Origin of the sequence: Rathayibacter sp. VKM Ac-2835 (genome assembly GCF_013266705.1) — a bacterium.
Lineage (GTDB): Bacteria > Actinomycetota > Actinomycetes > Actinomycetales > Microbacteriaceae > Rathayibacter.
Window position 1 is genome coordinate 32,036 of the sequence record NZ_JABSNQ010000001.1, and the last position, 26,758, is coordinate 58,793.

Consider the following 26,758-nt stretch of genomic DNA (forward strand, 5'->3'; position numbering starts at 1 on the left):
CACCGCGGCAGGACGTCACGTCGTCGCGGCCCGCGCCTTCCGGGCACGCCGCTCGCGCCGGTCGCTGCGGGCGACGCTGACCACCAGCGCGATCGAGAGGCCGATGAGGACGTACTCGACGAGCGCGGTGGTGGTGTCGCCGCCGAGGCCGGGAGTGGCGGACTGGTCGTCGCCGCCCTGCTGCAGGAAGCGGGCGAAGTCGCCCAGGCCGTGCAGCACGATCGGCACCCAGAGCGTTCCGGTCGCCCGCAGCGCGCCGTAGAAGATCGCGCCGTCCATCGCGAGGAAGGCGACGGCCAGCGCGGTCGCCGGCAGCGGGACGCCGTTCAGCAGGTAGCCCGCGGTGTGCGCGAGGCCGAAGGCGATCGAGGTGATCAGCAGCGCGGCGAGCTCGCCGTGGTGGCCGAGGACCGCGACGCGGAAGAGGCCGCGGAAGTACAGCTCCTCGCCGGCGCCGATCAGGAGGCAGCCGACCAGGAAGACCAGCACCATCGGCAGCTCCCGCTCCGCCCAGGGCACGGCGAGCAGGAGCAGCACGGTCTGCACGACGAGGACGACGGGGATCGCCAGCAGCCACCAGCGCCGCCGCTCGGTGAACGGCGACGGGGCGGTCCACGCCTCGTGGAGCCAGCCGGCGCGCCGCAGGAACAGCACACCGAGGGCGATGAGGACCCCGACGGGGAGCCAGGTGCCGATGACGAAGTCGAGGGTCTCGTCGCCGCCCGCGAGCGGATCGAGCAGCGTGCCGACGCCGGCGGCGATGAGCACGTAGAGCACGGCGGCCGCGACGCCCACGGCGATGACGCGCGGGACCGGGCGGCGCTCGGCGCTCATGCCGTCGCTCCCTGCTCGAGGGCGCTGCGCCGCCGGCGCCGCTCGCTCACGACGAGCACGAGCAGCAGGATCAGTCCCGTCGCGATGACGAGGTAGGTGCTGAACGCGGGCAGGAGCCCGGCGATCGTCCCCGCCGGGTGCTCGGCGTGCAGGAGCAGCGTCGGATCGGTGGAGGCGTGCAGCAGGATCGGCCCGAGCAGGCTGCCGGTCACCCGGAGCGCCAGGTACATCACGATGCCGAAGCCGAAGGTGTAGACGACCTGGAGCGCGGTGACGGCGACGCCCTGGTCGCTCGTGAACACGTTGCCGATGTGCAGCGCGGCGAAGATCCCGGCCGAGGCCAGGGCGACCCGGATCTCGCCGTGGCCGCGCTTGCGCATCAGGTTCACGACGAATCCGCGGGTGAGCGTCTCCTCGGCGAAGCCGACGAACAGCCCGGTCAGCAGCCAGGAGGCGACGAGTGCTCCCCCGGCATCGGCGTAGTCGATGTCGAGCAGCGCCGAGACGTTGATCGCGAGGATCACGCCGATGCCGATCCACATCCAGCCGCGGCCGCGGATCGTCCGCGTCGCGAAGAGCTCGCGCAGCCACCCCAGCGAGAGCGCGAAGAGCACCAGCAGCACGCTCGCGAGGAGGATCGGCAGGCCGATCGAGAAGAAGACGTCGGTCGCGGAGCCCTCCTCGCCGCGGAGCGCGCTGCCGGTGTCGCCGACCACGAAGCCGAGCAGGTAGCCGATCAGCTCGTAGAGGCCGTAGTAGACGGCAGCGAGCAGGAGGGCCCGCCGGAACCCGCCGCGCTCCCAGAACCGCCGCCACGCCGTCGATGCGCGCCGTCCGTCGCGCTGCTCGTCGCGCTGTCCGTCGAACCGTCCGTTCATGACTCCCCCGAGTCGGTCCCCCGCAGAACCGTCACCCCTCACGCTAGCCCCTCGACGGAACCGCAGCGGTGTGAGGGGATGGAGCCGGTGCCCGACGACGTCCCTCCGCTCCCGGAGCGGCGCGCGCGCCCCTCAACGGAAGGTCGGGTCCGCCGTGCCCCTCAGCGTGCTGTTCATCGGAGGAACGGGCATCATCAGCTCGGAGGGCGTGCGCCGCGCGCTCGCGGTCGGGCACGAGGTGACCGTGCTGAACCGGGGTCGGACCTCGATCCGCCCGCTGCCCGACGGCGTCCGGACGCTCACCGCCGATGTCCGCGATCCGGGCTCGGTGCGCGAGGCGCTCGGGGACGAGCACTTCGATGCGGTGATCGAGTTCGCCGCCTTCACCCCCGAGCACGTGCAGCAGGACATCGACCTGTTCGCCGGGCGCACCGGCCAGTACGTCTTCATCAGCTCCGCGTCGGCCTACCAGAAGCCGCCGGCGCGACTCCCGGTGACGGAGTCGACGCCGCTGCGGAACCCGTACTGGAGCTACTCGCGGGACAAGATCGCCTGCGAGGACCTGCTGGTCGGCGAGTACCGGCGCACCGGCTTCCCGGTGACGATCGTCCGGCCCTCGCACACCTACGACCGCACCGCGCTCCCGGTCGACGGCGGCTGGACGGTGATCGACCGGATGCGGCGCGGACTCGAGGTGGTCGTGCCCGGCGACGGCACCTCGCTGTGGACGATCACCCACAGCCGCGACGTCGCCGTCGGCCTGGTCGGGCTGCTCGGCGCGCCGGCGGCGACCGGCGAGGCGTTCCACATCACCGGCGACGAGGCGCCCACCTGGGACCGCATCCACCACGACCTCGCGGCCGCCGCCGGCACCGAGGCGCGGATCGTGCACATCGCCTCCGACGCGATCGCCGCCGCCGACCCGGAGCTCGGCGCGGGCATCGTCGGCGACAAGGCGCACTCGATGGTCTTCGACAACGCGAAGATCCGGAGCCTGGTGCCGGCGTTCTCGCCCTCGACCCGCTTCAGCGACGGCGCGCGCGAGATCGTCGAGTGGTACGACGCGGACCCGGCGCGGCGGACCGTCGACGAGCGGATGGACCGGCTCTTCGACGCGCTGATCGAGACGTACCGGCCGCGGGCGCTCTGAGGGCCGGCGGTCAGACGACCGCGATGATCAGGTAGTCGCTGGACGGAGCGGCCGAGGTGCTCGACAGCGCCACGAGGCAGCTGACGATGTACCCCGAGGAGTGGACGCTGAACTGCGGCGGGACCGGCGACTCGCCGTCGCGGAGGCCGGTCGTGTCCGACCAGGCGAGGACGACGACGCCCGGCGTGCGGGACCCGAGCGCCTCGCGGACGACCCAGGGACCGTCCTCGAGGACGAAGTCGGTCAGCACGACGTCGCTGTCGCCCGTGTCGAACGTCACCCGCGCGAGGATGTCGCGCACGGGCTCGCTGCCCTGCGAGGCCGAGACCACCGGGGTGAACTGGCCGGCGTAGAGGTCGCCGCCACCGTTCGTGAGGCCGCCGGAGACGGCGAGTGCGGCGCGGACCTCCCCGGAGGCGGCGGCGAGCGGAGCGGCGGAGGCGGCGAGGAGGACGGGGGCGCTCCACAGGGCGGCGGTCGTCGCGGTGCGGCGCGAGACGGGGCGGGGCGTGGTCATGGGGGGAGGTCCTCTCGGCGGGATCGGCGGTGCGGCGGACACCGGGCGTCACGCTAGCGCCCGCCGGTCAGGCCGGTGCCGGTTCCGCCCGAGTTGTCCCCCGCGCGGGGTCACTGCACGCGCTCGCCACGGGGTCCGGCGCGCGGAAAGTTCACCCGGCTATGCATCTCCGTTCACCCACGGGAGCGGGGATCAGGAGTGTGCTGGGTGAGCCCCTTCTCAGGGGCCCTCACCCCAAGGAGTCCACGACGTGACACGACTGCCCCGCTCCGCGCACCGCGGACGCACCGCACTGGCCCTCGCGGCCGTCGCCCTGGTCGGCGGCGCCGCCCTGGCCGCCCCCGGCGCGGCCACCGCCATCGGTGCGGCCGACCTCTCCGCCACCGGCGGCGCCGCCCGCATCTCCCCCGTCGACGCCGACCTCTCCGACTCGCTGCGCGCGGCGGTGAAGGAGCAGGACGCGAAGAACGTCATCCTCCTGATCGGCGACGGCATGGGCGACTCCGAGATCACGGTCGCCCGCAACTACGCCTACGGCGCCGCCGGCCGCTTCCCCGGCATCGACGCCCTTCCGATCACCGGCCAGTACACGACCTACTCGCTCTACCGCGCCGACGACCCCGCCACCGGCGCGGTCAAGGGCGCCCCGGACTACGTCCCCGACTCCGCCGCGACCGGCAGCGCCTGGGCCACCGGCACCAAGACCTACGACAACGCGATCTCGGTCGACATCGACCAGGAGCGCAAGGACACCCTCCTCGAGATCGCGAAGGCGAACGGCCTGAAGACCGGCAACGTCACCACCGCCGAGATCCAGGACGCCACCCCGGCCGTGCAGGCCGCGCACGTCGACGCGCGCAGCTGCTACGGACCCGACAGCGCCAGCTGCGGCGACGATGCGCTCGAGAACGGCGGACTCGGCTCGATCAGCGAGCAGATCCTCGACACCCGCGCCGACCTCACCCTCGGCGGCGGCTCGGCGAGCTTGGCGCAGACCGCGAAGGCGGGCGACTGGGCCGGGCAGACCCTGTTCCAGCAGGCCGACGAGCGCGGCTACCAGGTGCTCGGCGATGCGACGACGGCCGCCACCGCGGACCAGCTCGACGCGCTCACCGTCGCCGACCAGGACGCGCCGGTGCTCGGCCTGTTCAACTCCGGCAACCTGCCGGTGCGCTACGCGCCGACCCCCGCGACCGTCGGCGGCGCCGACGCCGCGCCGCAGACCTGCGTGGCGAACCCCTCGCGTCCCGCCGAGCAGCCCACCCTGCGCGCGATGACCGAGAAGGCGATCGACCTGCTCGACACCGGCGACGAGGGCTTCTTCCTCCAGGTCGAGGGCGCGAGCATCGACAAGCAGGACCACGCCGCGAACGCCTGCGGCCAGATCGGCGAGACCGTCGACCTCGACGAGGCCGTCCAGGCCGCGCTCGCGTTCGCCGAGGCGGACGGGAACACCCTCGTCATCGTCACCGCCGACCACGCGCACTCCAGCCAGATCGTCGACTCCACCCCGCCGACCTCGCTCAGCACCGCGCTGAAGACGGTCGACGGCAGCACGATGAAGGTGTCCTACGGCACGGCCGCCGAGGGCGGCTCGCAGCAGCACACCGGCAGCCAGCTGCGCATCGCGGCCTACGGACCCGGCGCGGCCAACGTCGCCGGCCTCACCGACCAGACCGACACGTTCTTCACCATCACGAACGCGCTCGGCCTGGACCGCGACATCCGGAACCTGAGCTTCGGCGCCACCGCCGAGCTCTCGGGCAGCACCTTCGCCCCCGGAGCCCGCATCACCCTGACCGCCGAGGGCTTCGACGGCGACACGCAGCTCGTCGGCTCCGCGCCGCTCTTCACGGAGCGCACCGCGACCCGCGACCTCGCCGACGGCGCGCTGACCGCCACGGCGAAGGCCCCCACCACCCCCGGGGACTACAGCGTGACGGTCACCGGGGCGCAGTCGGGCAAGGCGATCACCCTCGCCTTCACCGTGAAGCGATGATCCTCGGGCACTGATCGCAGAAGGGCCGTCCCCGCCGGGGCGGCCCTTCCGCCGTTCCCGGGGCCCGCCTCCCCGTCTGGGAGGCGCGGAGCCCTGGCCCCGCGACCCGCCACCGCCCTAGGTTGGAGGCACCTGCTCCGCCCGCACCGAGTTCCGATGGAGGAACCTCATGGCCACGATTCGCAGTCTCCGACGGGCGGCGCTCGCGCTGGTCGCCGTCGCCTCCCTCGGAGTGGCGGGTGCCGCACCCGCCGTCGCGCTCGACTGGCCGTTCCCCGGCGTCCCGAGCGGCGGTCTTCCGTCCGCGCAGGAGCTCCGCGACGCCCTCGGCGGTCCGGTCGTCTCGCCGTCGACGTCGGTCGGCTACGGCGGTGCGGTCTCCTCCGTCGACGCGCTCGCCAGCCGAGTGGGTCTCGAGGTGCTGAAGCGCGGCGGCAACGCGGCCGACGCCGCGGTCGCCACGGCGTCCGCCCTCGGCGTGACCGAGCCCTACAGCGCCGGCATCGGCGGCGGCGGCTACTTCGTCTACTTCGACGCGGAGACCGGCGACGTGAGCACCATCGACGGCCGCGAGACAGCGCCGGCCGGCATCACTCCGGACGCCTTCCTCGACCCGGCGACGGGCGCGCCGTACCCGTTCACCCCCCAGCTCGTCTCGTCCGGAGTCGCGGTCGGCGTCCCCGGCACCGTCGCGACCTGGGACGCCGCGGTCGACCGCTTCGGCACCCTCCCGCTCCCCGTCGTGCTGGCCCCGTCGATCGTGCTCGCGGCCCACGGCTTCCCGGTCGACGAGACCTTCCGCAGCCAGACGCTCGACAACCTCGAGCGCTTCCAGCAGTTCCCCGATACCGCTGAGCTGTTCCTCCCCGGCGGCGACGCCCCGGCGGTCGGCAGCACCTTCCGCAATCCGGATCTCGCGAAGACCCTCGCACGGATCGCCGCCCGCGGGCCGAGCGCGTTCTACGACGGACCGCTCGCGGCCGAGATCGCCGACACGGTCCAGAACCCGCGTCTCGCCGAGGGCTCGACCCTCCCCGCCCCGGCCGGCTCGATGACCGAGGACGACCTCGCCGGCTACTCGGTGGCCGAGCAGGCGCCCACCCACGTCTCCTACCGCGGGCTCGACGTCTACGGCATGGCGCCCTCCTCCTCGGGCGGGATCGCGATCGGCGAGGCGCTGAACATCCTCGAGAACCACGACCTCTCCGCCGAGGACACCGGCAGCGCCCTGCACCTCTACCTCGAGGCCTCGGCCCGCGCCTTCGCCGACCGCGGCGCCTACGTCGGCGACCCGGCCTACGTCGACGTGCCGACCGAGACGCTGCTCAGCCAGGAGTTCGCGGACTCCCGCGACTGCACCATCGACCCGGCGACGGCCTCCACCCGGCCGGTCGCCCCGGGAGCGCTCGACGGCGTCGGCTGCGCGACCGCCCTCACCGCGGAGCAGCCCGACACCGAGAACGTCTCGACCACCCACCTCTCCGTTGTCGACAAGTGGGGTAACGCGGCGTCCTACACGCTGACGATCGAGCAGACGGGCGGCTCGGCGATGACCGTCCCCGGCCGCGGCTTCCTGCTCAACAACGAGCTGACCGACTTCTCGGCGACCCCCGTCGAGGGCGACCCGAACTCCATCGAGCCGGGCAAGCGCCCCCGCTCCTCGATGTCGCCGACGATCGTGCTCGAGGACGGCGCGGTGAAGTTCGTCGTCGGCTCGCCGGGCGGAGCGACGATCATCACGACGGTGCTGCAGACGCTGGTCAACCGCATCGACCTCGGCATGACCCTGCCGGAGGCGGTGGCCGCGCCGCGGGCCTCCCAGCGCAACACCGCGTCGACCTCCGCCGAGCCCGGGTTCATCGAGGCGTACGCCGACGATCTCGCGCCCTTCGGGCAGCAGCTGACGCCCTCGGGCGACACCTTCACCTCGGCCGCGCAGATCGGCGCAGTGGCCGCCATCGAGGTCGACCCCTCCGGCCTGATGACCGCGGCCGCCGAGCCCGTCCGCCGCGGCGGCGGCGTCGGCCTCGTCGTCACCCCGGAGAAGTGACCCGGGCGCGGATCAGACCGCCGTCCTCGGGGCAGCTGGGCTCTTGACAGGCCCCTGCGGGGTTGCTCGACCAGCATGCAGAGACACAGGTGTCGCTCTCGCGCATCATGCTGATCGAGTAGCCCTCACAGAGGGCGTATCGAGATCCACCCACGGGACGGCGTCCGCCCCGAGGAGGCTCCGCCCGCGCTTTCTGCCGGGGTCGTCCTGCGCCGAGTGCTCTCCTCGTCCGGTCCTCGCCGGACGGGGTTGCTACCGTCGCCTGATGGCGAGCATCACCTACCCCGCTCCGCTGCGCCCGGGAGCGATCGTCGAGGTCCCAGCGCCGTCGATGGGCGTGCCGGAGCACCTGCACGAGCGGCTCGAAGCGGCTGTCGGAAGCCTCTCGGCCCGCGGCTTCGACGTCCGGGTCCGTCCGCACGCCCTCACGCCCGGACTCGTCCCGGCGTCCGCCGCGGAGAGGGTCGCCGATCTGCACGACGCCTTCCGGACGGGCGACGCGGTCCTGCCGCCGTGGGGCGGCGAGCTGGCGATCGAGCTGCACGACGCGATCGACTGGCAGGCTCTGGCCGACGCTCGTGCGTGGTTCGTCGGCTGGTCGGACGTCTCCACCTTGCTCCTACCGCTGACGACGATCACCGGGCTGGCGACGCTGAACGGCGCGAACCTGATGGACGAGCCGTGGGAGCTCCCCCTCGAGTTCGAGCGGTGGACGGACGTCGCGGCCCTCGCACCCGGGAGCTCCTTCACCCAGCGCGCCGCGCCGCGCCGCCGGGGCCGGCTCTGGGGAGCGTGGGCGGACGAGCCGCTCGACCGCGGTCGCGCCTACGAGACACCCACCCGCTGGCGCTCCCTCGACGGGAGTGCGGACGTCGCGATGCGCGGCCGTCTGATCGGCGGCTGCCTCGAGACGGTCTCGCTGCTGGCGGGCACGCCGTACGGCGACGTCCCCGGATTCGCGCGCCGGCACGCACCGGAGGGGACGATCGTCCATGTGGAGGCGGCCGAGTCCGACGCCGTCTCCGTCCTCCGGATGCTCACCTCGCTGCGCCTCGCGGGCTGGTTCGAGGACGCGAACGGCGTCCTCATCGGCCGGACCGGCGGCGGTGCCGTTCCCGAGCTCAGCCAGGACGAGGCGGTGCGAAGGGCGCTCGGTGATCCGGGTGTCCCCGTGGTCCTGGACTTCGACACGGGACATCAGCCGCCGCAGCTGCCGCTGGTGAACGGCGCGCTCGCGGACGTCCGGCTGGAGGGCGCGAGCGGATCGATCACCCAGCACCTGGTGCCGTGATCGGCAGGAGCGATCGGGCCGCGTGTCCGGGTACGGTGCCGTGATGACCGTGACGCCGGAGCTGGTGGACCGCTGGGTGGCGGGGTGGTGCACGTCGCGCGGGATGCTCGCGCGGCGCGACGGCGACGGCCGGCTCGTCGAGGTCGCGGCGGAGACCCGCTCCCGCGAGTACGTGATCGCCGAGCCGTCGCTGCCCGAGCTGCACCGACTGGCCGCCGCCGTCACCACGCCCGACGTCTGGCTGACGATCGTCGGCGACCTCGACGAGCGCGGTCGCGACGCGGTGGCCGGCCTCGACGCCGTGACCAGCGACGAGCGGATGATGACCACCCGGCTCCGGACGTCCGCGAGGCCGCCGCAGGTGCGGATCGAAGAGAACGGTCGTGTCGCGCACGCCCGCATCGAGGTGGAGGGCGAGATCGCGGCGCGCGGGCAGGCGGCGCTGAGCGGCGGCGACGTCGTCTTCGATCGGATCGAGACCACTCCGCGGTTCCGCCGCCGCGGCCTCGGCGGCCTGGTGATGACCGGCCTGAGCGCCTGGGCGGCGGAGAACGGCGCGACCACGGGACTCCTGATGGCGAGCGTCGGCGGGCGCGCGCTCTACACGAGCCTCGGCTGGACGGAGGTGGCGCCGATCGTCACCCTGCGCGGGCGAACCGGCGGTGGCGCCGGGTCGTCCTGACAGAGCGCACCGATCGTGCGTCGCCGGGTCGGGCGCGACTATCGCTCCTCCACAGACCGGATTCCTCGGGGCTGTCCGATGGTCCGGTCCCGCGCTCGGTGCAGTGTCGGTGGTCCCTGATTCAATACGCGTATGGATGAGTACAGCGGAGCAGAAGCGACGGAGGGTCGGCCCGGGGCGGTCGCCGCCGTCGGGGCGGTGCTGGACGTCGCCGCCGACCTCGGCCACACGTCGGCGAAGTTCCTCCTCGCACGTGCCGAGGCGATGCACCTCGCCTACCGCACGGCACTGACGGTCCCGCAGGAGTTCGCGCGCGGCAGCCGCCTGTCGAGGAGCGAGGCGAGCGACCTCGCCGAGCGGTCGATCCGGGCGGAGTTCGCGGTCAGGCTGCGAGTGTCCGAGCGGGAGGCGTCGAAGGTGCTGGATCACGCGCTCCTGCTGGTCGAGGATCTGCCGCGCACGCGTGCTCTGCTGGCCGAGGGCCGCCTGCTGTGGGAGTCGGGCGAGATCATCGGCGCGACCGCCGCGACCCTGCCCACGACCTCCCGCGCCGTGTTCGACGAGCGCGCGGCGGAGGTCGCCCCGGAGGTGACGCCGACGCAGCTGAGGAGGATCGTCGCCCGCTTGCGCGAGGAGCTGCACGAGGAGCCGCTCACCCGGCGGCACGTCCGCGCTCGCCAGGACCGTGCCGTCTGGGTCGCCCCCGAGGTCGACGGGATGGCGACCTTGTGTGCGCTGCTGCCGGCGCCGGACGCGATGGGCATCGCTGATCGCGTCGACCGCATCGCCCGCATTCTCCGGGACGGTGGCGACGAGCGCACGCTGGCGCAGCTGAAAGCGGACGTCTTCACCGATCTGCTGCGTGACGGCGACATCGCCGGCACCACGCCGGCTGCACCCGCACCGCCTCCCGGGCGGAGGCCGACCACACTCTCGAGTGGCGCAACGGCGGAGAGACGTCCCTCGCGAACCTCGTCTCCCTCTGCACCGGCCACCACCACGTCCGCCACGGCGACCGCTGGACCTACGTCCGCCGCCCGGACGGCAGCATCGTCTGGACCACCCCGACGGGCCGCGTCGTCACCGTCCGCCGACCGGCCCTCGCCGGCGCCCCGCCGGGCCCCCGCTTCGAGGACGCACCGCCGCCGTTCTGACGGACGCGGGTCTCGATACGCGCTGCGCGCTACTCGACCAGCATGCACGCGCGCCGGCGCGCTTCCTCCTGCAGGCGTGCCGCCGCGCTCCATCCTGCTGATCGAGGAGCCCTCGCAGAGGGCGTATCGAGATCCACCGCTCCGCGAGGCGGCGCCCGCCCGTTACAGGCCCGCGGGCTTCGACGGCGTGCGGAGCCAGGTGTCGAAGAAGGCGGTCAGGTCCTGGCCCGAGACGGACTCGGCGAGGTCCTGCAGGTCGGCCGTGGTCACGTTCCCGTAGCGGTTCTCGGCCGCCCAGCGCTGCAGCAGCGTGCCGAAGGCCGCCTCGCCGATCGTGGAGCGCAGCTCGACCAGCGTGAGTCCGCCGCGCGCGTAGATCGGGCTGTCGAAGAGGCCGAGCGCTCCCGGATCGGCGACCTCCGTCGCCCAGAAGGGATCGTCGGCGGGGATCGCCGCGACCTCGGCAGCCGACTCCGCGACGGTCGGGCCGCCGTCGTGCTCCGCCCACAGCCACTCGGCGTAGGTGGCGAAGCCCTCGTTCAGCCAGATGTCCGCCCACACCCGCGGTGTGACGCTGTCGCCGAACCACTGGTGCGAGATCTCGTGCGCGACGGTCGAGGTGTCGGCGCCGCCCGAGTAGAACGACCGTCCCTGCGTCTCGAGGGCGTAGCCGATCTCGTCGTCGTCGACCACGGCTCCGCCCGAGCGGAACGGGTACGGGCCGAAGACCCGCGTGAAGTAGTCGATGATGTCGCCCTGGCGCGCGAGCGCGGCGTCGGTGCTCGCGCGCGCGTCGCCGGTGATGTCGCGGTCGACGGCGTCGATGCTGACCACTCCGCCCGCGCGCGAGCGCACGAGGTCGTAGTCGCCGATGTTCACCATCGCCAGGTAGCTGGCCATCGGGCTCGTCTCGACCCAGCTGGAGGTGGTCCAGCCGTTGCGGGTGACGGGCGAGCCCACCGGGACGCCGTTCGCGACGGCGGTGCGCCCCTCCGGCACGGTGAGGGTGAAGGAGTAGCGGGCCTTGTCGGCCGGCGAGTCGTTGACCGGGTACCAGGTCGACGCTCCGTCGGGCTCGCTCGCGACCAGGGCGCCGTCGTCCGTCGACCACCAGCCGTAGGGGGCGCCGGTGCCGTCGACCGGGTTGCCGGTCGTGCCGGCGTAGCGGATGTCGACCAGGGTCGGCGCGCCCTTCTTCAACGAGCGGGACGGCGTGATCGTCAGCTCGTCGCCGACCTGGCTGAAGGCGGCGCCGCGCGTGTTCACCGAGACCTTCGAGACCGTCAGCCCGCGCAGATCGAAGGAGAACGAGCTCAGCTCCTGCGTCGGCGCGAGGGTCACGACGGCCCGGCCGGTGAGCGCCCGCGGAGCGGGGTCGTAGGTGAGGAAGAGGCTGTAGCTCAGGGCGTCGAAGCCCGAGCTGCCGAGGCCGGGGAAGTACGGGTCGCCGGAGCTGGTGCCGCCGCTCGTCCCGGCCTTCACGGCCGTGTCGGCGAGAGCGGGAGCCGGGAGCGCGAGAGCCCCGGCGACGAGGGCGGTGGCGAGGAGCGCCGGGACGACACGGCGAGCGGGGGCGGGCATGCGGCACACGCTAGCCCCTCCGCCGGTCGCCGGGTACTCCCCTCAGCGCCGGGCAAGCCCTACGAGCGCCGCTCCAGCGCGGCCCGCAGGTACGGCGCCGTCCGGCTGCCCTCCGCCCGCGCGACCTGCTCGGGCGTGCCCGTGGCGACGATCGAGCCGCCCGCGTCGCCCGCCCCCGGGCCGAGGTCGATCACCCAGTCCGCGTCGGCGACGATCCGCATGTCGTGCTCGACGACGATCACCGTGTTGCCCGCGTCGACGAGGTGCTGCAGGTGGCCGAGCAGCCGGTCCGCGTCGGCCGGGTGCAGACCCGACGTCGGCTCGTCGAGCAGGTAGAGCGTGTCGCCGCGCTGCGCCCGCCGCAGCTCCGAGGCCAGCTTCACCCGCTGCGCCTCACCGCCGGAGAGCTCCGGTGCCGGCTGCCCCAGCGCCACGTAGCCGAGACCCACGTCGAGCAGCGCGTCGAGGTGCCGGCCGATCTCCGTCTCCTCGGCGAAGACCTCGCGGGCCTCCGCCACGCTCAGCGCGAGCACCTCGGCGATCGACCGTCCGCCCCAGGTCACCTCGAGCGTCTCGGCGTTGTAGCGCGTGCCGCCGCACGCCGTGCACGGCGCCTGCACCGTCGGCAGGAAGAGCAGCTCGACCTCCATCGTCCCCTCGCCCTTGCAGACCGGGCAGCGGCCGCTGGGCATGTTGAAGGAGAAGCGGCCGGCCCCGTAGCGACGGCACTTCGCCTCGGGAGTCGCCGCGAAGAGCGCGCGGACGCGGTCGAACAGGCCGGTATAGGTGGCGACGTTGGAGCGCGAGGTGCGACCGATCGGCGTCTGGCCGACCTGCACCACCCGGCGCAGCCGCTCCGCAGGTCCGGTCGCGCTGCCGGTCGTGACGCCGGAGTCGGCGTCGAGCAGCGGGTCGTCGGAGGACGACTCGTCCGGCTCGGGGCTCTCCCCCGCCAGATCGGCCTGCAGGCTCGCACGCAGCAGCTCCGGCAGCGCCTGATTGACCAGCGTCGACTTGCCCGATCCGGAGACTCCCGTCACCGCGGTCAGCGCCCCGAGCGGGAACGCGACGTCGAGCCCGCGCAGGTTGTTCCGCGCCACGTCGACCAGCCGGACCCGCGCGTCGGGCGTCCGCCGCTCGGGCAGCGGCGGCGTCGGCTCCGCGGTCTCGGGGAAGAGGTAGCGCCGGGTGATCGAGTGGTCCACCTCGCGCAGCCCGTCGAGCTCGCCCGAGTAGACGACGGTGCCGCCGCCCGAGCCGGCCGCCGGGCCGATGTCGACGATCCAGTCGGCCTCGCGGATCACGTCGAGCGAGTGCTCGACGAAGAAGACCGTGTTGCCGCTGTCCTTCAGCGCGCGCAGGATGCCGAGCAGCGCCTCGGTGTCGGCCGGGTGCAGCCCGGTCGACGGCTCGTCCAGGACGAAGACCACGCCGAACAGGCGCGAGAGCACCTGCGTCGCGAGGCGCATCCGCTGCAGCTCGCCCGAGGACAGCGTCGGCGTCGAGCGGTCCAGCGACAGGTAGCCGAGGCCGAGGTCGACGATCGGCGCCATCCGGCTGAGCAGATCCGAGACCAGGCGCTGGGCGGCGAGCCGCGTCTCCGGAGCAAGGGGCGCTCCGCCCACCGGCACCCAGTCCGGCTCGAGCACGCTGGTCAGCAGTGCCGCGAGCTCCTCCAGCGGCAGCGCCGACAGCTCGGTGATGTCCAGCCCCTCGAAGCTCACCGCCAGGGCCTCCGGCTTGACCCGCTTGCCGTGGCAGTCCGGGCAGGCGACGCTGACCAGGAAGGTCGCCGCGCGCTCGCGCATCCGGGCGCTCTTGGAGCCGGCGAAGGTGTCCATCACGTAGCGCTTCACCCCGAGGAACGTGCTCATGTACCGCGGCTCGGCCCCTGCCGCCACGGCCGCCCGCACCTCGGCCGGCCCGCGATCCGTCCAGACCGGCACCTGCGGCGACTCCTGCGTGTACAGGATCCACTCGCGCTCCTCCGCCGGCAGCGTCGCCCATGGCACGTCGATGTCGTAGCCGAGCGAGATCAGGCTGTCGCGCAGCTGCTTGCCGTGCCAGGCGGTCGGCCAGGCCGCGAGCGCGCCGTCGCGGATCGAGAGCGAGCCGTCCGGCACCATCAGCTCCTCGGGCACGTCGTAGACGCGGCCGATCCCGTGGCAGGCGGGGCAGGCCCCCTGGACGGTGTTCGCGGAGAAGTCCTCCGCGAGGAGCATCGGCGCGCCCTCGGGGTAGCTGCCGACCCGGGAGAACACCATCCGCACCACGGACGAGAGAGTCGTGGCGCTGCCGAGCGTCGAGCGGGCCGAGCCGCCGGAGCGGCGCTGCGGCAGCGCGACGGCCGGCGGGAGTCCGTCGATCGCGTCGACGTCCGGCACCCCGACCTGGTCGATCAGCCGCCGCGCGTACGGCGCCACCGACTCGAAGTAGCGGCGCTGCGCCTCCGCGTAGAGCGTGCCGAACGCGAGCGAGCTCTTGCCCGAGCCGGAGACGCCGGTGAAGGCGACCAGGGCGTCGCGCGGGATGTCGACGTCCACGTCGCGGAGGTTGTTCTCGCGGGCGCCGCGGACGCGGACCCGGTCGAGGCGGTGGTCGTCGGGAGTGCGCGCAGTCATCCGACCAGCCTGCCCTGTTCCGATGTGCGCTCAGTCCAGGGTCGGGCGGTACGAGCGGACCACCGGGGGCGACTCGAGCGCCTCCCGCTTCACGATATCGAGGCGCTGCAGCAGCGCGGGGATCGTCGGCGTCATCTCGAGTCGGACCTCGAGTTCGCCGTCCCGGCCGGGCAGGGAGAAGGCGACCTGGGCCGCGGAGGCGCTCCAGACCAGCCGCTCGCGCAGGGGGAGCACGGTCGGCCGCTCCCTGAGTCCGCCGACCTCCGCCAGCACGGCGGCGAGGCGGCGGGCGCGCACCTCGGCCGGCACGTCGCTGAGGAGGTTGGGGCTGAACAGGACGCCGCCGGAGAGCTCCTCCGCCCGCAGAAGGTCGCCGGGACCGGCGATCGCGGCCTCGATCGCCTCCGCTGCCGCCAGCGTCGACGGGTGCAGCGCGATGGTCCGGGCCGGCGGGTCCGCGTCCTCGAGCGCTGCGCGGAGCAGGCCCGTGGCCGCGGCGGCGAGCTTCGCGCCGTTGGTGGTCGCGAAGACCACGACTCCCAGACCCGACTCCAGGTGCCAGCGCATGTTGGAGGACCAGCCGGGCAGCCCGCCGGAGTGGTGTGCGATCGCGCCGAAGCGGACGTCCTGCTCGATCACGAGGCCGAGGCCGTAGGCGGAGCCGTCGAGGGTGCTCTCGCCGACGCGGGGACTGAGGGCGGGCACCGGCGTCCAGCCGCGCTGCATCTCGCGGCGCGAGGCGCGGCTGAGCACCGCCTCGTCGCCGTTCTCCGCGGCGTCGTCGCCCGTGAACGCCGCCGACAGCCACCCGCTCCAGCGCGCGATGTCGCCGACCGTGCTGTACATGCTCGCCGCGCAGGCGCCCACGCCGGTGCCGGTGGACGGGCGGGCGGTCCAGGTCGCGCCCTCGTCGAAGCTGCTGAAGCCCCGCGCGAGATCGGCGCCCGCGGGGTAGGCGCCCACGTCGTAGCGCGTGCTCGCGAGACCGAGCGGCTCCAGGACGGTCCGGGTCGCGAAGGCGACGAAGTCCTCGCCGGAGACGTTCTCGACGATCACCCCGAGCAGCCAGAAGCCGATGTTCGAGTACTGGTAGACCTCGCCGGGCCGCTCCGTGAAGGTCAGCCCGCGCGCGATCAGCTCGAGGAACTCGGCGCGCGGCATCGCCATCACGTGGTCGGCCCAGCCGTTGTCCTCGGGCAGCCCCGAGCAGTTGCTGAGCAGCATCCGAATCGTCACCGGCAGTTCCCGGCCTGCGGCGTCGATCGGGTCCGCGAACTCCGGCACGTGCGCGCTCACCCGGTCGTCGAGGTCGAGCAGTCCGCGGTCGCGGAGGATCAGCACCGCCGCCGCCTCGAAGCTCTTCGACATCGAGGCGATGCGGTGCACGGTGCCGGGTGCGGGCACCGCGCCGTCGAGGCGGTGCTCCCCACGACCGTGCTGAGCGATCAGCCCGTCGCGGTCGAACAGCGCCCAGCTCAGCGACGGCGCGACCGGCGCCCCCTCGTCGAACCAGTGCGCGAACCTGTCGAGGAGCTCCGGAGTCATCCCCTCATCCTTCCGCACGCGATCCTCGAGCTCGCACGGGGTCGTCCCTGCGCAGCTCCACGAGGATGCGGCGGAGATGGATCGCGACCAGGACGCCCGGGCCCATGCTCGTCCCGGTCGCCGCGGCACGCGCATCGACCGCGCGCACGAGCTCCTCGACGGCGCTCTCCGCAGGCTCGAGGGAGCGGTCCTCCGGGGAGTCGCCCGTCACGACCGCGCCGCCGACCGCGTGGCAGGCGGCGCTCAGCGGCGCGGCCAGCTCCGCGTCGAACGGCAGCGCGCCCGGGCGGTCCCAGATGGTGTCCGCCAGCGCGGCCGTCATGTCGCGGACGTGGAAGAGCGTCCCGTCGAGGGTCGCCAGCCTGAGGTGATCGGTCCGCGAGCTGTGCCGGTGCAGCAGCGCGCGCGGATTGCCCTTCCGGCTCTCGTCGCCGTCGACCAGCGCTCGGCGCACCTCGGCCGCGGTCGCCGCCAGCTGCTCGCCATTGGTCGACCAGGCCTCGTGCTCGGGCGGCCAGGCCTCCTCGAGGGCGGTGCCCATGTCGTGCAGGTGACTCGAGAGCTGGCGCTCGAACTCGTCGACCCGCGCCGTTGCAGCCTCGGAGGTGAGCCCCGGGACGACGACGACGTTGACCAGCAGCCCGACGACGACCCCGACCGCCATCTGCACGAGATAGCCGAGCGAGTAGTCCTCCGCGCGCGCTCCTCCGATGATCAGGACGAAGAGCGCCGCCATCGGCACGTACTCGCGACCCGCGCCGAACCAGCCGGTGCCCGAGAGCACGACGCCGATGCCGACGATCAGCGGGATGGTCCACCAGGTCGGCCCGACCGTCACCACCACGAGCACGGCCAGCCCGATCCCCGCCGCGAGGCCGAGCAGCGTCTGCAGCCCGGTCTTCGCCGAGCCCATCAGCGTCGGGTACATGCTGACCAGGGCGCCGAGCGGCGCGTAGTACGGGTACTGCTCCGCGACTCCCGGCACGTGCGGCGCGACGGCCCAGGCGATGCCCACCGCCACGGCGGTCTTCAGCGCGAGGAGCAGCCGCGGGCCGGCGACCGCGTCGCGCCAGGCCCGGCCGGCCCGGGTGAGGCGAGGGCCGGTCACGCCCGGTCGTCGGGGCGAGGGGCGTCGAGCCGCGCCGCGACGTCGGCCGGGAAGCCGCCGGTCGCGATCGGGCTCCAGCGCGTCGGCGTGATGCGCAGCAGCGACTTGTCCTGCAGCCGCATCGCCGCGCGGTACTCGTCCCAGTCCGGGTGCTCGCCCGAGATGCTGCGGTAGTAGTCGACGAGCGCGTCCTCCGCCTCCGGCATGTGCAGCACCTCGGCTTCGCCGTCGACCTGGATCCACGCGTCGTTCCAGTCGTCGGAGAGCACGAGGACCGACGTCGCGGAGCGGCGCTCGGCATTGCGCGTCTTCGCCCGGCCGGGGTAGGTCGAGACCACCAGGCGGCCCTCGGCGTCGACGCCGCCGGACACCGGCGACATCTGCGGCCGGCCGTCCGCGCGGGTGGTGGCGACGAGCATCCGGTGCCGCGGTCGCACGAAGTCGAGCATGCCGTCGCGGTCGACGGCGGTGGTGGTGGAGACGGTTCTGGCCATCCGTCCAGGTTAGCCAGCGAGGCGCCGGAGCCGCGCGCGCTGCGCGCGGAGCACCACGACCAGCGCGGTCCCGGCCGACGCGAGGAGCCACTGCTCCAGCGCGGTGTCGAACAGCGCCGCCGCCGTGCGCGCGGCGAGCGCTGCCTCGGCAGCCGGGACGCCCGCGCGCACCAGCGCGTCGCGCATCGCGTCGGTGAGCAGCGCCGACTTCAGCAGCTCGCGCTCGCGCAGCGCCGGCTCGGACAGCACGACGGCCCGGCGCGCCGCGATCTCGCCACGCCAGCCCTCCAGATCGCCCGCCGCGACCGTCTCGAGCCCGTGCATCAGCAGCCCGAGCGGATCGAGTCCCGCGGGCGCGCCGGCGAGCAGCCGCGCCACCACCTCCGGGAACTCGCGCTCGCGCAGGAACAGCACGTCGCGCTTGTCGGCGAAGTGCCGGAAGAAGGTGCGGGTCGTGAGCCCGGCGCGCTCGGCGATCGAGGGCACCGTCGTCGCGGAGTAGCCGTGCTCGGCGAACAGCTCCATGGCGGCGCGCTCCAGGCGCAGTGCGGCGTCGGGGGGCCAGCGTGACATGGGATCAGGCTAGCCGATGACACGACGTGTCATCGGGTGTACGGTGACGACACGTCCTGTCATCGAGCTCTGGAGATCACGTGCCCTCGAACGCCGCCGCCCCGAACACCGCCGCGCGCCTCCCCTCGCCCCGTGCCGACCTCGTCGTCGGTCCCGCCGCGCTGCACGAGCCCGGGCCGGGCGAGCTGCTCGTGCGCAACCGCGCCGTCGCCGTGAATCCGCTCGACGAGGTCAAGCAGTGGACCGGCGACCTGATGTACCGCTGGCTCCCCTACCCCTCGGTCCTCGGCGAGGACGTCGCCGGCGAGGTCGCCGCCGTCGGTCCGGGGGTCGACCGCTTCGCCGTCGGCGACCGCGTCGTCGCCTATGCGGTCGGGATGGAGCGCGGGCGCCGGCACGACGCCGAGGGCGGCTTCCAGGAGTACACGGTCGTCCGCGCGGACCTCGCCGCGCCGATCCCGGCGCAGCTGGCCTACGAGCAGGCCGTGGTACTGCCGCTCGCGGTCTCCACCGCCGCGACCGCGCTCTTCCAGAGGGACCACCTGGCGCTGCCCCACCCGTCGGCCGCTCCCGTGGCCACCGGGCGGACGGTCGTCGTCTGGGGCGGCGCCACCAGCGTCGGCAGCAACGCGATCCAGCTCGCCGTCGCCTCCGGGCACCGCGTCGTCGCCACCGCCTCGCCCGCCAACCACGCCCGCCTGCGCGAGCTCGGCGCCGACGCCGTGCTCGACTACCGCAGCCCGAGCGCGGTCGCCGACGTCGTCGCCGCGGTCGGCGGCGCGGAGGTGGCGGGGATCCTCGCGGTCGGCACCGGCTCCGCCGAGCCCTGCGTCGCCGTCGCGGCCGCCACCGGCGCCCGCCGCGTCGCCCTGGCCAGCCCCTCCGTCTCCTTCGGCTCGCTGCCGCGCCGCGCGGGGCTCTCCCTGTCCTTCGCGCGGACGATGTCGCGCCTGGTCCGGGGGAACCTCGCGCTCCAGCTCTCCGCGCGCCGCCGCGGCATCCGTGCCCGCTACGTCTGGGGCGCCACCCTGATGAGCAACGAGGTCGGGCCGATGCTCTGGCGCGACCACCTGCCGAGCGCCCTCGCCGACGGCCGGCACCGCTGCGCGCCCGAGCCCGAGGTCGTCGGCACGGGGCTCGGCGCCGTGCAGGGCGCGCTCGACCGGCTGCACGCGGGGGTGTCGGCGCGGAAGCTCGTCGTGCTGCTCTGACCGCGAGCCCCCGCGGTGCGCCACTATGAACCGTGCCGCTCCCCTCCCCCGGGCCCTCCGCCCGCTCCTGGCTGCTCGTCGCGCCGTCGCTCGTCGTCCTCGGCTGGGGCGGCAACCAGTTCCTGCCGCTCATGCAGCTCTACCGCCAGCTCGAGGGCTACACGCAGACGCAGGTCACGATCCTGCTCGCCGCCTACGTCCTCGGCATCGTGCCCGGCTTCGCCCTGGCCGGCGGCTGGTCCGACCGCTTCGGCCGCCGGCCGGTGCTGCTCGCCGGCCTCGTGCTGGGGATCCTCGGCAGCGTCGTGCTCGCCTGCTCCCCCGCCTCGGTGCTCGGACTCGGTGTCGGCCGCTTCGTCAGCGGGCTCAGCGTCGCGGCGGGGATGGTCGTCGGCACGGCCTGGATCAAGGAGCTCTCGATCGCGACCGGAGCGTCCTCGGCCGGCGCCCGCCGCGCCTCCGCGATGCTCACCATCGGCTTCGGCGGCGGCGCGGGCGTCGGCGGGGCGCTCGCGCAGTTCGGCCCCTGGCCGACCGTGCTGCCCTACGTCGTGCAGTCGGCGGCCTGCGTCGCGGCCGTCGCGGTCCTCCTCCGCGCGCCGGAGACGCGGGCCTACGATCCGTCCGCCGGCCGCCTGACCGGCGAGCTCAGCATCCCGCGCCCCGCCCGCGCCCGCTTCGCCGCCGTCGTCCTGCCGCTCGCACCCTGGGTCTTCGCGGCGCCCGCCCTGTCCTTCGCGGTCGGGCCGAGCCTGGTCGCCGGCCGGCTGCCGGGCCTCACCGTCGGCTTCGCGACCCTCGTCACCGTGATCACGCTCGGCTGCGGCTGGGTCACCCAGCTCTTCTCCGGTCCGCTGCTGGTGCTGCTGCGCGGTCGCGGCGCCCTCGTCGGCGGTGCGCTCACCGCCCTCGGCGCCCTGCTGCTGATCCCCGCCGCAGTCGGGCAGGAGCTCTGGCCCGTCCTCGTCGCCGCGCCGGTCTTCGGCTGCGGCTACGGTCTCGCGATGGTCTCCGGCCTCACCGCGTCGCAGGCCCTCGTCGAGACCCGCGAGCTGGCGAGCGTCACCGCCGTCTACTACTCCGTCACCTACGCCGGCTTCCTCGTGCCGGCGATCCTGGCGGCGCTGGCCGTCGCCCTGCCGATGCCGCTGCTGCTCGCGGCGACCGCGCTCGCGATCCTCGCCTGCGTCGCGCTCGCGACCCGTGGACTGCGCCTCCAGCGGGCGGGTCAGAACCGCGCGGCGACCTCGTAGAGCACGTCCTCGTCCCCCGCGTACAGCCCTTCGGCACGCGGCCAGTGCGCGATCACGTCGGTGAAGCCCAGCGCCTCGGCGCGGCCCGACGAGTCGGCGTAGCGGTCGACGCTCTCGAGGGAGTAGTCCGGCCCGGAGTCGAGCGAGAGGTGCCGCTCGATCGAGCGCGGGTCGCGCCCGGCGGCCTCGAGCGCGTCGTCGAGGCGCTGCGAGAGCTCGGCGACCGCCGCCCACCACTCCTCGGTGCTGCGGCCCTCCGGACCCGTCGTCACCCAGCCCTGCGCCCGCTCGGCCACGAGCGCGAGGCCCTTCGGCCCGTTCGCAGCGAGCACGAACGGCACGCGCGGCGACTGCGCCGGCTCCCCCACCATCCGGGCGCCGCGCGCGGTGAACCACGCGCCGTCGAGATCGATGCCGCCCGAGCCCGGAGCCTCGTGCCGGAGCAGCACGTCGAGCGCCGAGACGAACTCGACGTAGCGCTCGTGCCGCTCCCGCGGCGAGTGCAGCTCCTGCCCCAGCACCGTCGCGTCGAAGCCCGTCCCGCCCGAGCCGACCCCGAGGACGAAGCGGCCGCCCGAGATCTCGTCGACCGTCGCGATCTCCTTCGCGAACGGCACCGGGTGGCGGAAGTTCGGCGAGGCGACGAAGGTGCCCAGCCGCAGCGTCTCGGTGACGACAGCGGCGGCCGTCAGCGTCGGAATCGTCGCGTGCCAGACCTGGTCGGCGAGCGAGCGCCAGGAGAGGTGGTCGTAGGTCCAGGCGTGATCGAAGCCGAGCCCCTCCGCGGACTGCCACTTGCGGCGGGCGGTGGACCAGGGCTCCTGCGGGAGGATGACGATGCCGTGTCGCATCGTCCGAGTGTAGGGACGAACGGGGCGTCGCCTCCCGAGCCTCCGGACCGGCCTTCATGTTTCGTGGAGGCTCTTTTTGTTACTGCTGTGTAAAAGAGCGGCCCTGGAACCGCTTCGTGCGCGCTTCACTTCAACGGCTCGGGTAAGAATTGCTGCACTCTCAACAGAAGCAGTAATTCCTCCCCCCGTGCGCCCTGGAAGGTCATCATGTCCTCTCGCTCCCTGCTCCGCCTGTCCGCCGCCGCCGGAACGGCCGCCCTCCTGCTGACGCTGACGGCGTGCAGCGCGGGTGACGACGCGTCCTCCGCCGGCTCCGGCTCCTCCGCCGGCGTCGCGTCGGAGGTGGACCCGGACGTGCAGGCGCTCGTCCCCGACGACATCGCCGAGGCCGGCGTCATCCGCATGGGCCTGGACGGCGCCTACCCGCCGTTCGGCTCGATCTCCGAGGAGGACGGCGAGACCCTCGTCGGGCTCGACGCCGATCTCGCCCGGGAGATGGCCGCGCTGATGGGCCTCGAGGTCGAGTTCTCGATCACCTCCTTCGACGGTCTCATCCCCTCGCTGCAGTCCGGCACGAACGACATGGCGATGAACTCGATCGGCGACACCAAGGAGCGCGAGGAGGTCGTCGACTTCGTCACCTACTACCACAACGGCACCGTCGCGCTCGTGGAGGCGGGGAACCCGATGGACCTCACCGCGACCGCGCTCTGCGGTGCCACCGTCGCGGTGAACCGCGGCTCGCTCCAGCAGTCGACGATGCTCCCGCCGCAGGCCGAGACCTGCGCCGCGGAGGGCGAGGAGGCTCCGACCGAGGCGGTCTTCGCCGGCACCCCGGAGGCCCTGCTCGCCCTCACCGCCGGCCAGGTCGACGCCGTCCTCGCGGACGTGCCGCCGCTCGTGCTCGCGCAGCAGGCGAACGACGCCTTCGAGATCGCCGGCCCCGCGACGAAGAACCCGAACCCCGGCGGCGTCGCGCTGCCCAAGGGCGGCGCCTTCACCGAGGCCGTGCACGCCGCGATGACGGAGCTGATGGCGAACGGCACCTACGACGAGCTGATCGCGAAGTACGGCCTCGAGGACATCGCCATCGAGGAGTCGGTCGTCAACGGAGCGAACAGCTGATGACGGACCTGCTCCCCCGCACCCAGGAGCGGACCGCGCCGCCCGCGATGACCGTGGTGCCCGTGCGCCACTGGGGCCGCCGGATCGTCGCGGGGATCCTCCTGCTGCTGCTGGCCGGCTTCGCCTCGACGGTGGTCACGAACGAGAACTACCACTGGGACGTCGTCGGGCAGTACCTCTTCTCGTCCCGCATCCTGACCGGGCTCTGGCACACCCTCGAGCTCACCGCGATCTCGATGATCGTCGGCATCGCGCTGGGCGTGCTCGTCGCGATCATGCGGGAGTCGACCAATCCGGTCTTCTCGAAGATCGCCTGGCTCTACATCTGGTTCTTCCGCGGGACTCCGCTCTTCGTGCAGCTGCTCTTCTGGGGCTACATCGCAGCGCTCTACCCGACCGTGTCGATCGGGCTGCCGTTCGCCGACGGCCCGCTCGTCGAAGCCGAGATGCGCGAGCTGATGACGCCGTGGCTCGCGGCGGTGCTCGGACTCAGCCTGAACGAGGGCGCCTACATGGCCGAGATCGTGCGCGGCGGACTCGCCTCCATCGACCAGGGCCAGCGCGAGGCCGGCCAGGCGATGGGGATGACCCGGGCGCGGATCCTGCGCCGGATCATCCTGCCGCAGGCGATGCGGGTGATCCTGCCGCCGACGGGGAACAACGTCATCTCGATGCTGAAGACCACCTCGATCGTGAGCGTCGTCGCCTTCCCCGAGCTGCTCTACTCCGCGCAGCTGATCTACGCCGTCAACTACCTGACCGTGCCGCTGCTGATCGTCGCCTCGATCTGGTACCTGCTCGTCACCACGGTGCTCACCGCCGGTCAGCACCTGCTCGAGCGGCACTTCGGCCAGGGGCACGGGCCCACGAGCGCCGGCCGGACCGGCTTCTGGAAGGCCGCGGTGCGCCTGCAGCGGCGGAGTTCCGGAGCCTCCACCCCCGCCGCCGCAGGACCCACGACCACAGGAGGACAGCCGTGATCACCGAGACCCTTCCGATGGTGCGCCTCGAGGGCGTGCACAAGTCGTTCGGCTCGCTCGAGGTGCTCAAGGGCATCGATCTGACGATGGAGCGCGAGAAGGTCACCTGCCTGCTCGGCCCGTCGGGCTCGGGCAAGTCCACGCTGCTGCGCTGCATCAACCACATCGAGCGCATCGACAGCGGGCGCGTCTTCGTCGACGACCGGCTGATCGGCTACATCGAGCGCGACGGCCGCTTCTACGAGATGAAGGAGCGCCTGGTCACGCGGCAGCGCCAGGAGATCGGCATGGTCTTCCAGGGCTTCAACCTCTTCCCGCACCTGACCGTGGAGCAGAACATCATGGAGGGCCGCGTCGGCATCCAGCGTGTCGCTCCCGCCCAGGCCCGGAGCGAGGCGCACGCGCTGCTGGAGCGGGTGGGTCTGCGCGAGAAGGCGACGGCCTACCCGAACCAGCTCTCGGGTGGCCAGAAGCAGCGGGTGGCCATCGCCCGGGCCCTGGCCATGCAGCCGAAGGTGATGCTCTTCGACGAGCCCACCTCGGCGCTCGACCCCGAGCTCGTCGGGGAGGTGCTCGAGGTGATGCGCGACCTGGCCGACAGCGGCATGACGATGATCGTGGTCACCCACGAGATCGCCTTCGCCCGCGAGGTCGCCGACCACGTCGTCTTCATGGACGGCGGCGTCGTCGTCGAGCAGGGCCCGCCCGAGCAGGTCCTGGTCCGCCCGCAGCAGCCCCGCACCCGGGCCTTCCTGCGCGGCGTCCTGCTGGAGGAGAACGAGATCGACGAAGGAGCACGCGCATGAGCCGCACCCGCAGCAGGATCGCCGTCATCGGAGCCGGAGTGGTCGGCCTGTCGGTCGCCGCCGAGCTCGGCCGCCGCGGGCACGAGGTCGTCGTGCTCGAGGCGGGCACCGTCGGCTCGGGGACGTCGAGCACGTCCTACGCCTGGATCAACTCGAACGGCAAGTCGCCGCGCGAGTACTACGACCTCAATCTGCGCGGTCTCGCGCTGATGCACGAGCAGGGCGGCGGCTCCGACTGGTTCGTCGGCTCCGGGCACCTGGAGTGGCCCGTCGACGCGGCGCACGCCCGCGACCTCGAGACGCGCGTGGCGCGCCTGGAGAGCTACGGCTACCCGGTCGAGTGGCTCGACTCCGCCGAGGCCCGCCGCCGCGCGCCCGTACTGCGGATGCCCGACGACCAGCGGGTCGCCTTCTTCCCGAGCGAGGGGTACGTGCATCCGGCCCTGCTGCTGGTCGAGCTGTTCCGCCGCTGCGGGCGCGCCGGTGTCGAGGTGCGCGAGCGGACGCCGGTCGCCGCCATCGAGCCGCAGGGCGAGGGCGCGATCGTGCGGACGACCGACGGCGCGAGCCTCGAGGTCGACACCGTCGTCAGCTGCGTCGGCCGCTGGACCGAGCAGCTCACCGGGATGCTCGGCAGCCCCGTGCCGATGGTCTCGACCGCGGAGGTGGGTGGCGCGGGGGTCGGCTACCTGGCCGTCACCACCCCCGTCCCCGTCGACTTCGCCCCGCTGCTCAGCCACACCGGCCTCAACGTCCGGCCGGCCGGCGGTGGCCGCTTCCTGCTGCAGTCGACCGTGCTCGACGCCGACGCCGACTCCGCCCGCCGCTACGGGCTCGACTCCGAGGTGGCGACGACCCTGCGCGACCGCTTCCGCGCGCTGTTCCGGCACGCCGGCGGCGCCGAGATCGAGTCCTTCGTGGTCGGCCAGCGGGCGATGCCGGCGGACGGCTGGCCCGCGGTCGGCCGCCTCGCACCCGATTCGCCGCTCTACGTCGTCGCCACCCACAGCGGAGTGACGCTCTCGCTCGCGCTGGGAGACTGGGTGGCGCGGGAGATCGACGGCGAGGAGCAGGAGGCGCTCCGCACCTTCCGGCCGGCCCGGCTGCTCGATCCGGCCGCGCGCTTCGCGGCCCCGGTGCCCCGCCTGCCCGGCCAGCAGTGAGCCGCCGAAACGTCCGTTCCATCTCGATCCTGAGGACCCCGTCATGAAGATCTCCCTGCTCGGAACCGGCCGCATGGGCCACGAGCTCGCCGTCCACCTGCTGGCCGACGGCCACGAGCTCACCGTCTGGAACCGCACCCCCGCCGGCGCCGACCGCATCGTCGCCGCCGGCGCCGCGCGGGCCGACGACCCCCGATCCGCCGTCGAGGGCGCCGACGTCGTGATGACCGTGCTCTTCGGTCCTGACACCGTGCGCGAGGTCGTGACCGCCGCGGATCTGCCGATCCCCGCCGAGGCGGCGTGGCTCGACGTCACGACCGTCGCCCCGGCCGACGCCGACGAGTTCCAGGCCTGGGCGGACGCCCGCGGCACCCGCTACGTGCACAGCCCGGTCGTCGGCACCCTCGCCCCCGCCCGCGCGGGCACCCTCGGCGTGCTGGTCGGCGGCGCGGAGGCGGACGTCGAGCACGTCCTGCCGCTGGTGCGGCTCTGGAGCGATCCCGAGCGGATCCGCGTGACCGGCTCGGCGGCCAAGGCGGCGGTCGGCAAGCTGATCGCCAACCTCGCCATCGCCGTCAGCCTGCAGGGGCTCGTCGAGTCGTTCCGGCTCGGGCGTGCGAACGGGGTCGACGCCGAGGAGGTGCTCGCCATGCTGGACAAGACCGGTCTCGGCTTCATGGCCGGGATGAAGGGGCCGATGATCCTCGCCGACGGATTCGCCGACACCCAGTTCTCGGCGGACCTGCTCGCCAAGGACTCACGGCTGATGCTGCACTCGTCGCCGGACCCGCTGCCCGCGGTGACCGCGATGCTGGAGACGCTGACCCGGGTGCAGCGCGAGGGCGACGGCGACAGCGACATCGCGGTGGTCGTCCGCGCCGAGCTCTCCTAG

The 26,758-nt window shown here is 73.5% G+C and carries 22 protein-coding genes and 2 pseudogenes; 14 read left to right on the forward strand and 10 right to left on the reverse strand.

Annotated elements, in window-relative coordinates; all coding sequences use genetic code 11:
• Positions 1 to 15 precede the first annotated feature (15 nt).
• Both HRK28_RS00170 and HRK28_RS00175 read right to left on the reverse strand, forming a co-directional pair.
• Entirely contained in the window at positions 16 to 834 is an 819-nt protein-coding gene (locus HRK28_RS00170) for a CPBP family intramembrane glutamic endopeptidase (RefSeq protein ID WP_173249962.1), read from the reverse strand.
• Complete coding sequence (locus tag HRK28_RS00175) at positions 831 to 1,712, reverse strand: CPBP family intramembrane glutamic endopeptidase (protein WP_173249965.1); 882 nt, start codon at positions 1,710 to 1,712, stop codon at positions 831 to 833. Before HRK28_RS00175 ends, HRK28_RS00170 begins: the two co-directional genes overlap by 4 nt.
• A 154-nt stretch (positions 1,713 to 1,866) precedes the next feature.
• On the opposite strand from HRK28_RS00175, the gene HRK28_RS00180 reads away from it, so the two are divergent.
• Positions 1,867 to 2,862, forward strand: coding sequence for an SDR family oxidoreductase (locus HRK28_RS00180; RefSeq protein WP_367948305.1), 996 nt, complete (start codon positions 1,867 to 1,869; stop codon positions 2,860 to 2,862).
• A gap of 10 nt (positions 2,863 to 2,872) precedes the next feature.
• Here HRK28_RS00180 and HRK28_RS00185 read toward each other — a convergent pair whose 3' ends face one another.
• Entirely contained in the window at positions 2,873 to 3,379 is a 507-nt protein-coding gene (locus HRK28_RS00185; protein WP_173249970.1) for a hypothetical protein, read from the reverse strand.
• Between the two features lie 250 nt (positions 3,380 to 3,629).
• Here HRK28_RS00185 and phoA point away from each other — a divergent pair, with 250 nt between their 5' ends.
• The 6 genes and pseudogenes from phoA to HRK28_RS20665 all read left to right on the forward strand — a co-directional run.
• On the forward strand, positions 3,630 to 5,378 hold the full coding sequence (gene phoA, locus HRK28_RS00190) for an alkaline phosphatase (protein WP_367948306.1): 1,749 nt from the start codon (positions 3,630 to 3,632) through the stop codon (positions 5,376 to 5,378).
• A 169-nt stretch (positions 5,379 to 5,547) separates the two neighbouring features.
• Positions 5,548 to 7,428: a gamma-glutamyltransferase gene (ggt, locus tag HRK28_RS00195; protein ID WP_173249972.1), complete on the forward strand. Its 1,881-nt coding sequence runs from the start codon at positions 5,548 to 5,550 to the stop codon at positions 7,426 to 7,428.
• Between the two features lie 265 nt (positions 7,429 to 7,693).
• A complete protein-coding gene (locus HRK28_RS00200; protein WP_173249974.1) occupies positions 7,694 to 8,719 on the forward strand; it encodes a S66 peptidase family protein in 1,026 nt (341 codons plus the stop codon).
• A gap of 43 nt (positions 8,720 to 8,762) precedes the next feature.
• Positions 8,763 to 9,401, forward strand: a complete 639-nt coding sequence (locus tag HRK28_RS00205; RefSeq protein WP_173249976.1) for a GNAT family N-acetyltransferase — start codon at positions 8,763 to 8,765, stop codon at positions 9,399 to 9,401.
• A gap of 264 nt (positions 9,402 to 9,665) precedes the next feature.
• Positions 9,666 to 10,259 (forward strand): annotated as a pseudogene (locus tag HRK28_RS20660) (DUF222 domain-containing protein); the annotation flags it as partial.
• Positions 10,260 to 10,339: 80 nt separating this feature from the next.
• Positions 10,340 to 10,555: pseudogene (locus HRK28_RS20665) on the forward strand (HNH endonuclease); the annotation flags it as partial.
• 162 nt (positions 10,556 to 10,717) lie between these two features.
• Here the strand turns inward: HRK28_RS20665 and HRK28_RS00215 are convergent.
• From HRK28_RS00215 to HRK28_RS00240, 6 genes are read right to left on the reverse strand one after another with little or no spacing between them, the layout of a single operon-like run.
• Complete coding sequence (locus tag HRK28_RS00215; protein ID WP_173249980.1) at positions 10,718 to 12,136, reverse strand: M1 family metallopeptidase; 1,419 nt, start codon at positions 12,134 to 12,136, stop codon at positions 10,718 to 10,720.
• A 59-nt stretch (positions 12,137 to 12,195) separates the two neighbouring features.
• Entirely contained in the window at positions 12,196 to 14,757 is a 2,562-nt protein-coding gene (locus tag HRK28_RS00220; protein WP_173249982.1) for an excinuclease ABC subunit UvrA, read from the reverse strand.
• A 30-nt stretch (positions 14,758 to 14,787) separates the two neighbouring features.
• The gene (locus HRK28_RS00225; protein ID WP_173249984.1) at positions 14,788 to 16,302 is read right to left on the reverse strand and encodes a serine hydrolase; all 1,515 of its coding nucleotides are present in this window, start codon (positions 16,300 to 16,302) and stop codon (positions 14,788 to 14,790) included.
• 4 nt (positions 16,303 to 16,306) lie between these two features.
• Entirely contained in the window at positions 16,307 to 17,410 is a 1,104-nt protein-coding gene (locus HRK28_RS00230) for an aromatic acid exporter family protein (RefSeq protein WP_173249986.1), read from the reverse strand.
• Complete coding sequence (locus HRK28_RS00235; RefSeq protein ID WP_173249987.1) at positions 17,407 to 17,904, reverse strand: PPOX class F420-dependent oxidoreductase; 498 nt, start codon at positions 17,902 to 17,904, stop codon at positions 17,407 to 17,409. Before HRK28_RS00235 ends, HRK28_RS00230 begins: the two co-directional genes overlap by 4 nt.
• Positions 17,905 to 17,913: 9 nt before the next feature.
• Complete coding sequence (locus tag HRK28_RS00240; RefSeq protein WP_173249989.1) at positions 17,914 to 18,477, reverse strand: TetR/AcrR family transcriptional regulator; 564 nt, start codon at positions 18,475 to 18,477, stop codon at positions 17,914 to 17,916.
• Positions 18,478 to 18,557: 80 nt separating this feature from the next.
• Between HRK28_RS00240 and HRK28_RS00245 the strand changes: the two genes are divergently transcribed.
• Both HRK28_RS00245 and HRK28_RS00250 read left to right on the forward strand, forming a co-directional pair.
• The gene (locus HRK28_RS00245) at positions 18,558 to 19,688 is read left to right on the forward strand and encodes a zinc-binding alcohol dehydrogenase family protein (RefSeq protein WP_173249991.1); all 1,131 of its coding nucleotides are present in this window, start codon (positions 18,558 to 18,560) and stop codon (positions 19,686 to 19,688) included.
• 32 nt (positions 19,689 to 19,720) lie between these two features.
• Positions 19,721 to 20,941, forward strand: coding sequence for an MFS transporter (locus HRK28_RS00250; RefSeq protein ID WP_173249993.1), 1,221 nt, complete (start codon positions 19,721 to 19,723; stop codon positions 20,939 to 20,941).
• Here the strand turns inward: HRK28_RS00250 and HRK28_RS00255 are convergent.
• Positions 20,917 to 21,792: an LLM class flavin-dependent oxidoreductase gene (locus HRK28_RS00255; protein ID WP_160089229.1), complete on the reverse strand. Its 876-nt coding sequence runs from the start codon at positions 21,790 to 21,792 to the stop codon at positions 20,917 to 20,919. The genes HRK28_RS00250 and HRK28_RS00255 overlap by 25 nt on opposite strands.
• 207 nt (positions 21,793 to 21,999) lie before the next feature.
• Here HRK28_RS00255 and HRK28_RS00260 point away from each other — a divergent pair, with 207 nt between their 5' ends.
• Genes HRK28_RS00260 through HRK28_RS00280 form a run of 5 tightly spaced genes read left to right on the forward strand, consistent with a single transcriptional unit; the run spans position 22,000 to position 26,758 of the window.
• Entirely contained in the window at positions 22,000 to 22,917 is a 918-nt protein-coding gene (locus HRK28_RS00260; protein WP_173249995.1) for an ABC transporter substrate-binding protein, read from the forward strand.
• Positions 22,917 to 23,897 carry an amino acid ABC transporter permease gene (locus tag HRK28_RS00265; protein WP_173249997.1) on the forward strand — a complete coding sequence of 327 codons (981 nt, stop codon included), beginning with the start codon at positions 22,917 to 22,919 and terminating at the stop codon, positions 23,895 to 23,897. The genes HRK28_RS00260 and HRK28_RS00265 overlap by 1 nt, the downstream gene beginning before the upstream one ends.
• 17 nt (positions 23,898 to 23,914) lie before the next feature.
• Positions 23,915 to 24,703: an amino acid ABC transporter ATP-binding protein gene (locus HRK28_RS00270; RefSeq protein ID WP_173250942.1), complete on the forward strand. Its 789-nt coding sequence runs from the start codon at positions 23,915 to 23,917 to the stop codon at positions 24,701 to 24,703.
• Positions 24,700 to 25,866: an FAD-binding oxidoreductase gene (locus tag HRK28_RS00275; protein ID WP_173249998.1), complete on the forward strand. Its 1,167-nt coding sequence runs from the start codon at positions 24,700 to 24,702 to the stop codon at positions 25,864 to 25,866. The genes HRK28_RS00270 and HRK28_RS00275 overlap by 4 nt, the downstream gene beginning before the upstream one ends.
• Before the next feature lie 43 nt (positions 25,867 to 25,909).
• On the forward strand, positions 25,910 to 26,758 hold the full coding sequence (locus tag HRK28_RS00280; protein ID WP_173250000.1) for an NAD(P)-dependent oxidoreductase: 849 nt from the start codon (positions 25,910 to 25,912) through the stop codon (positions 26,756 to 26,758).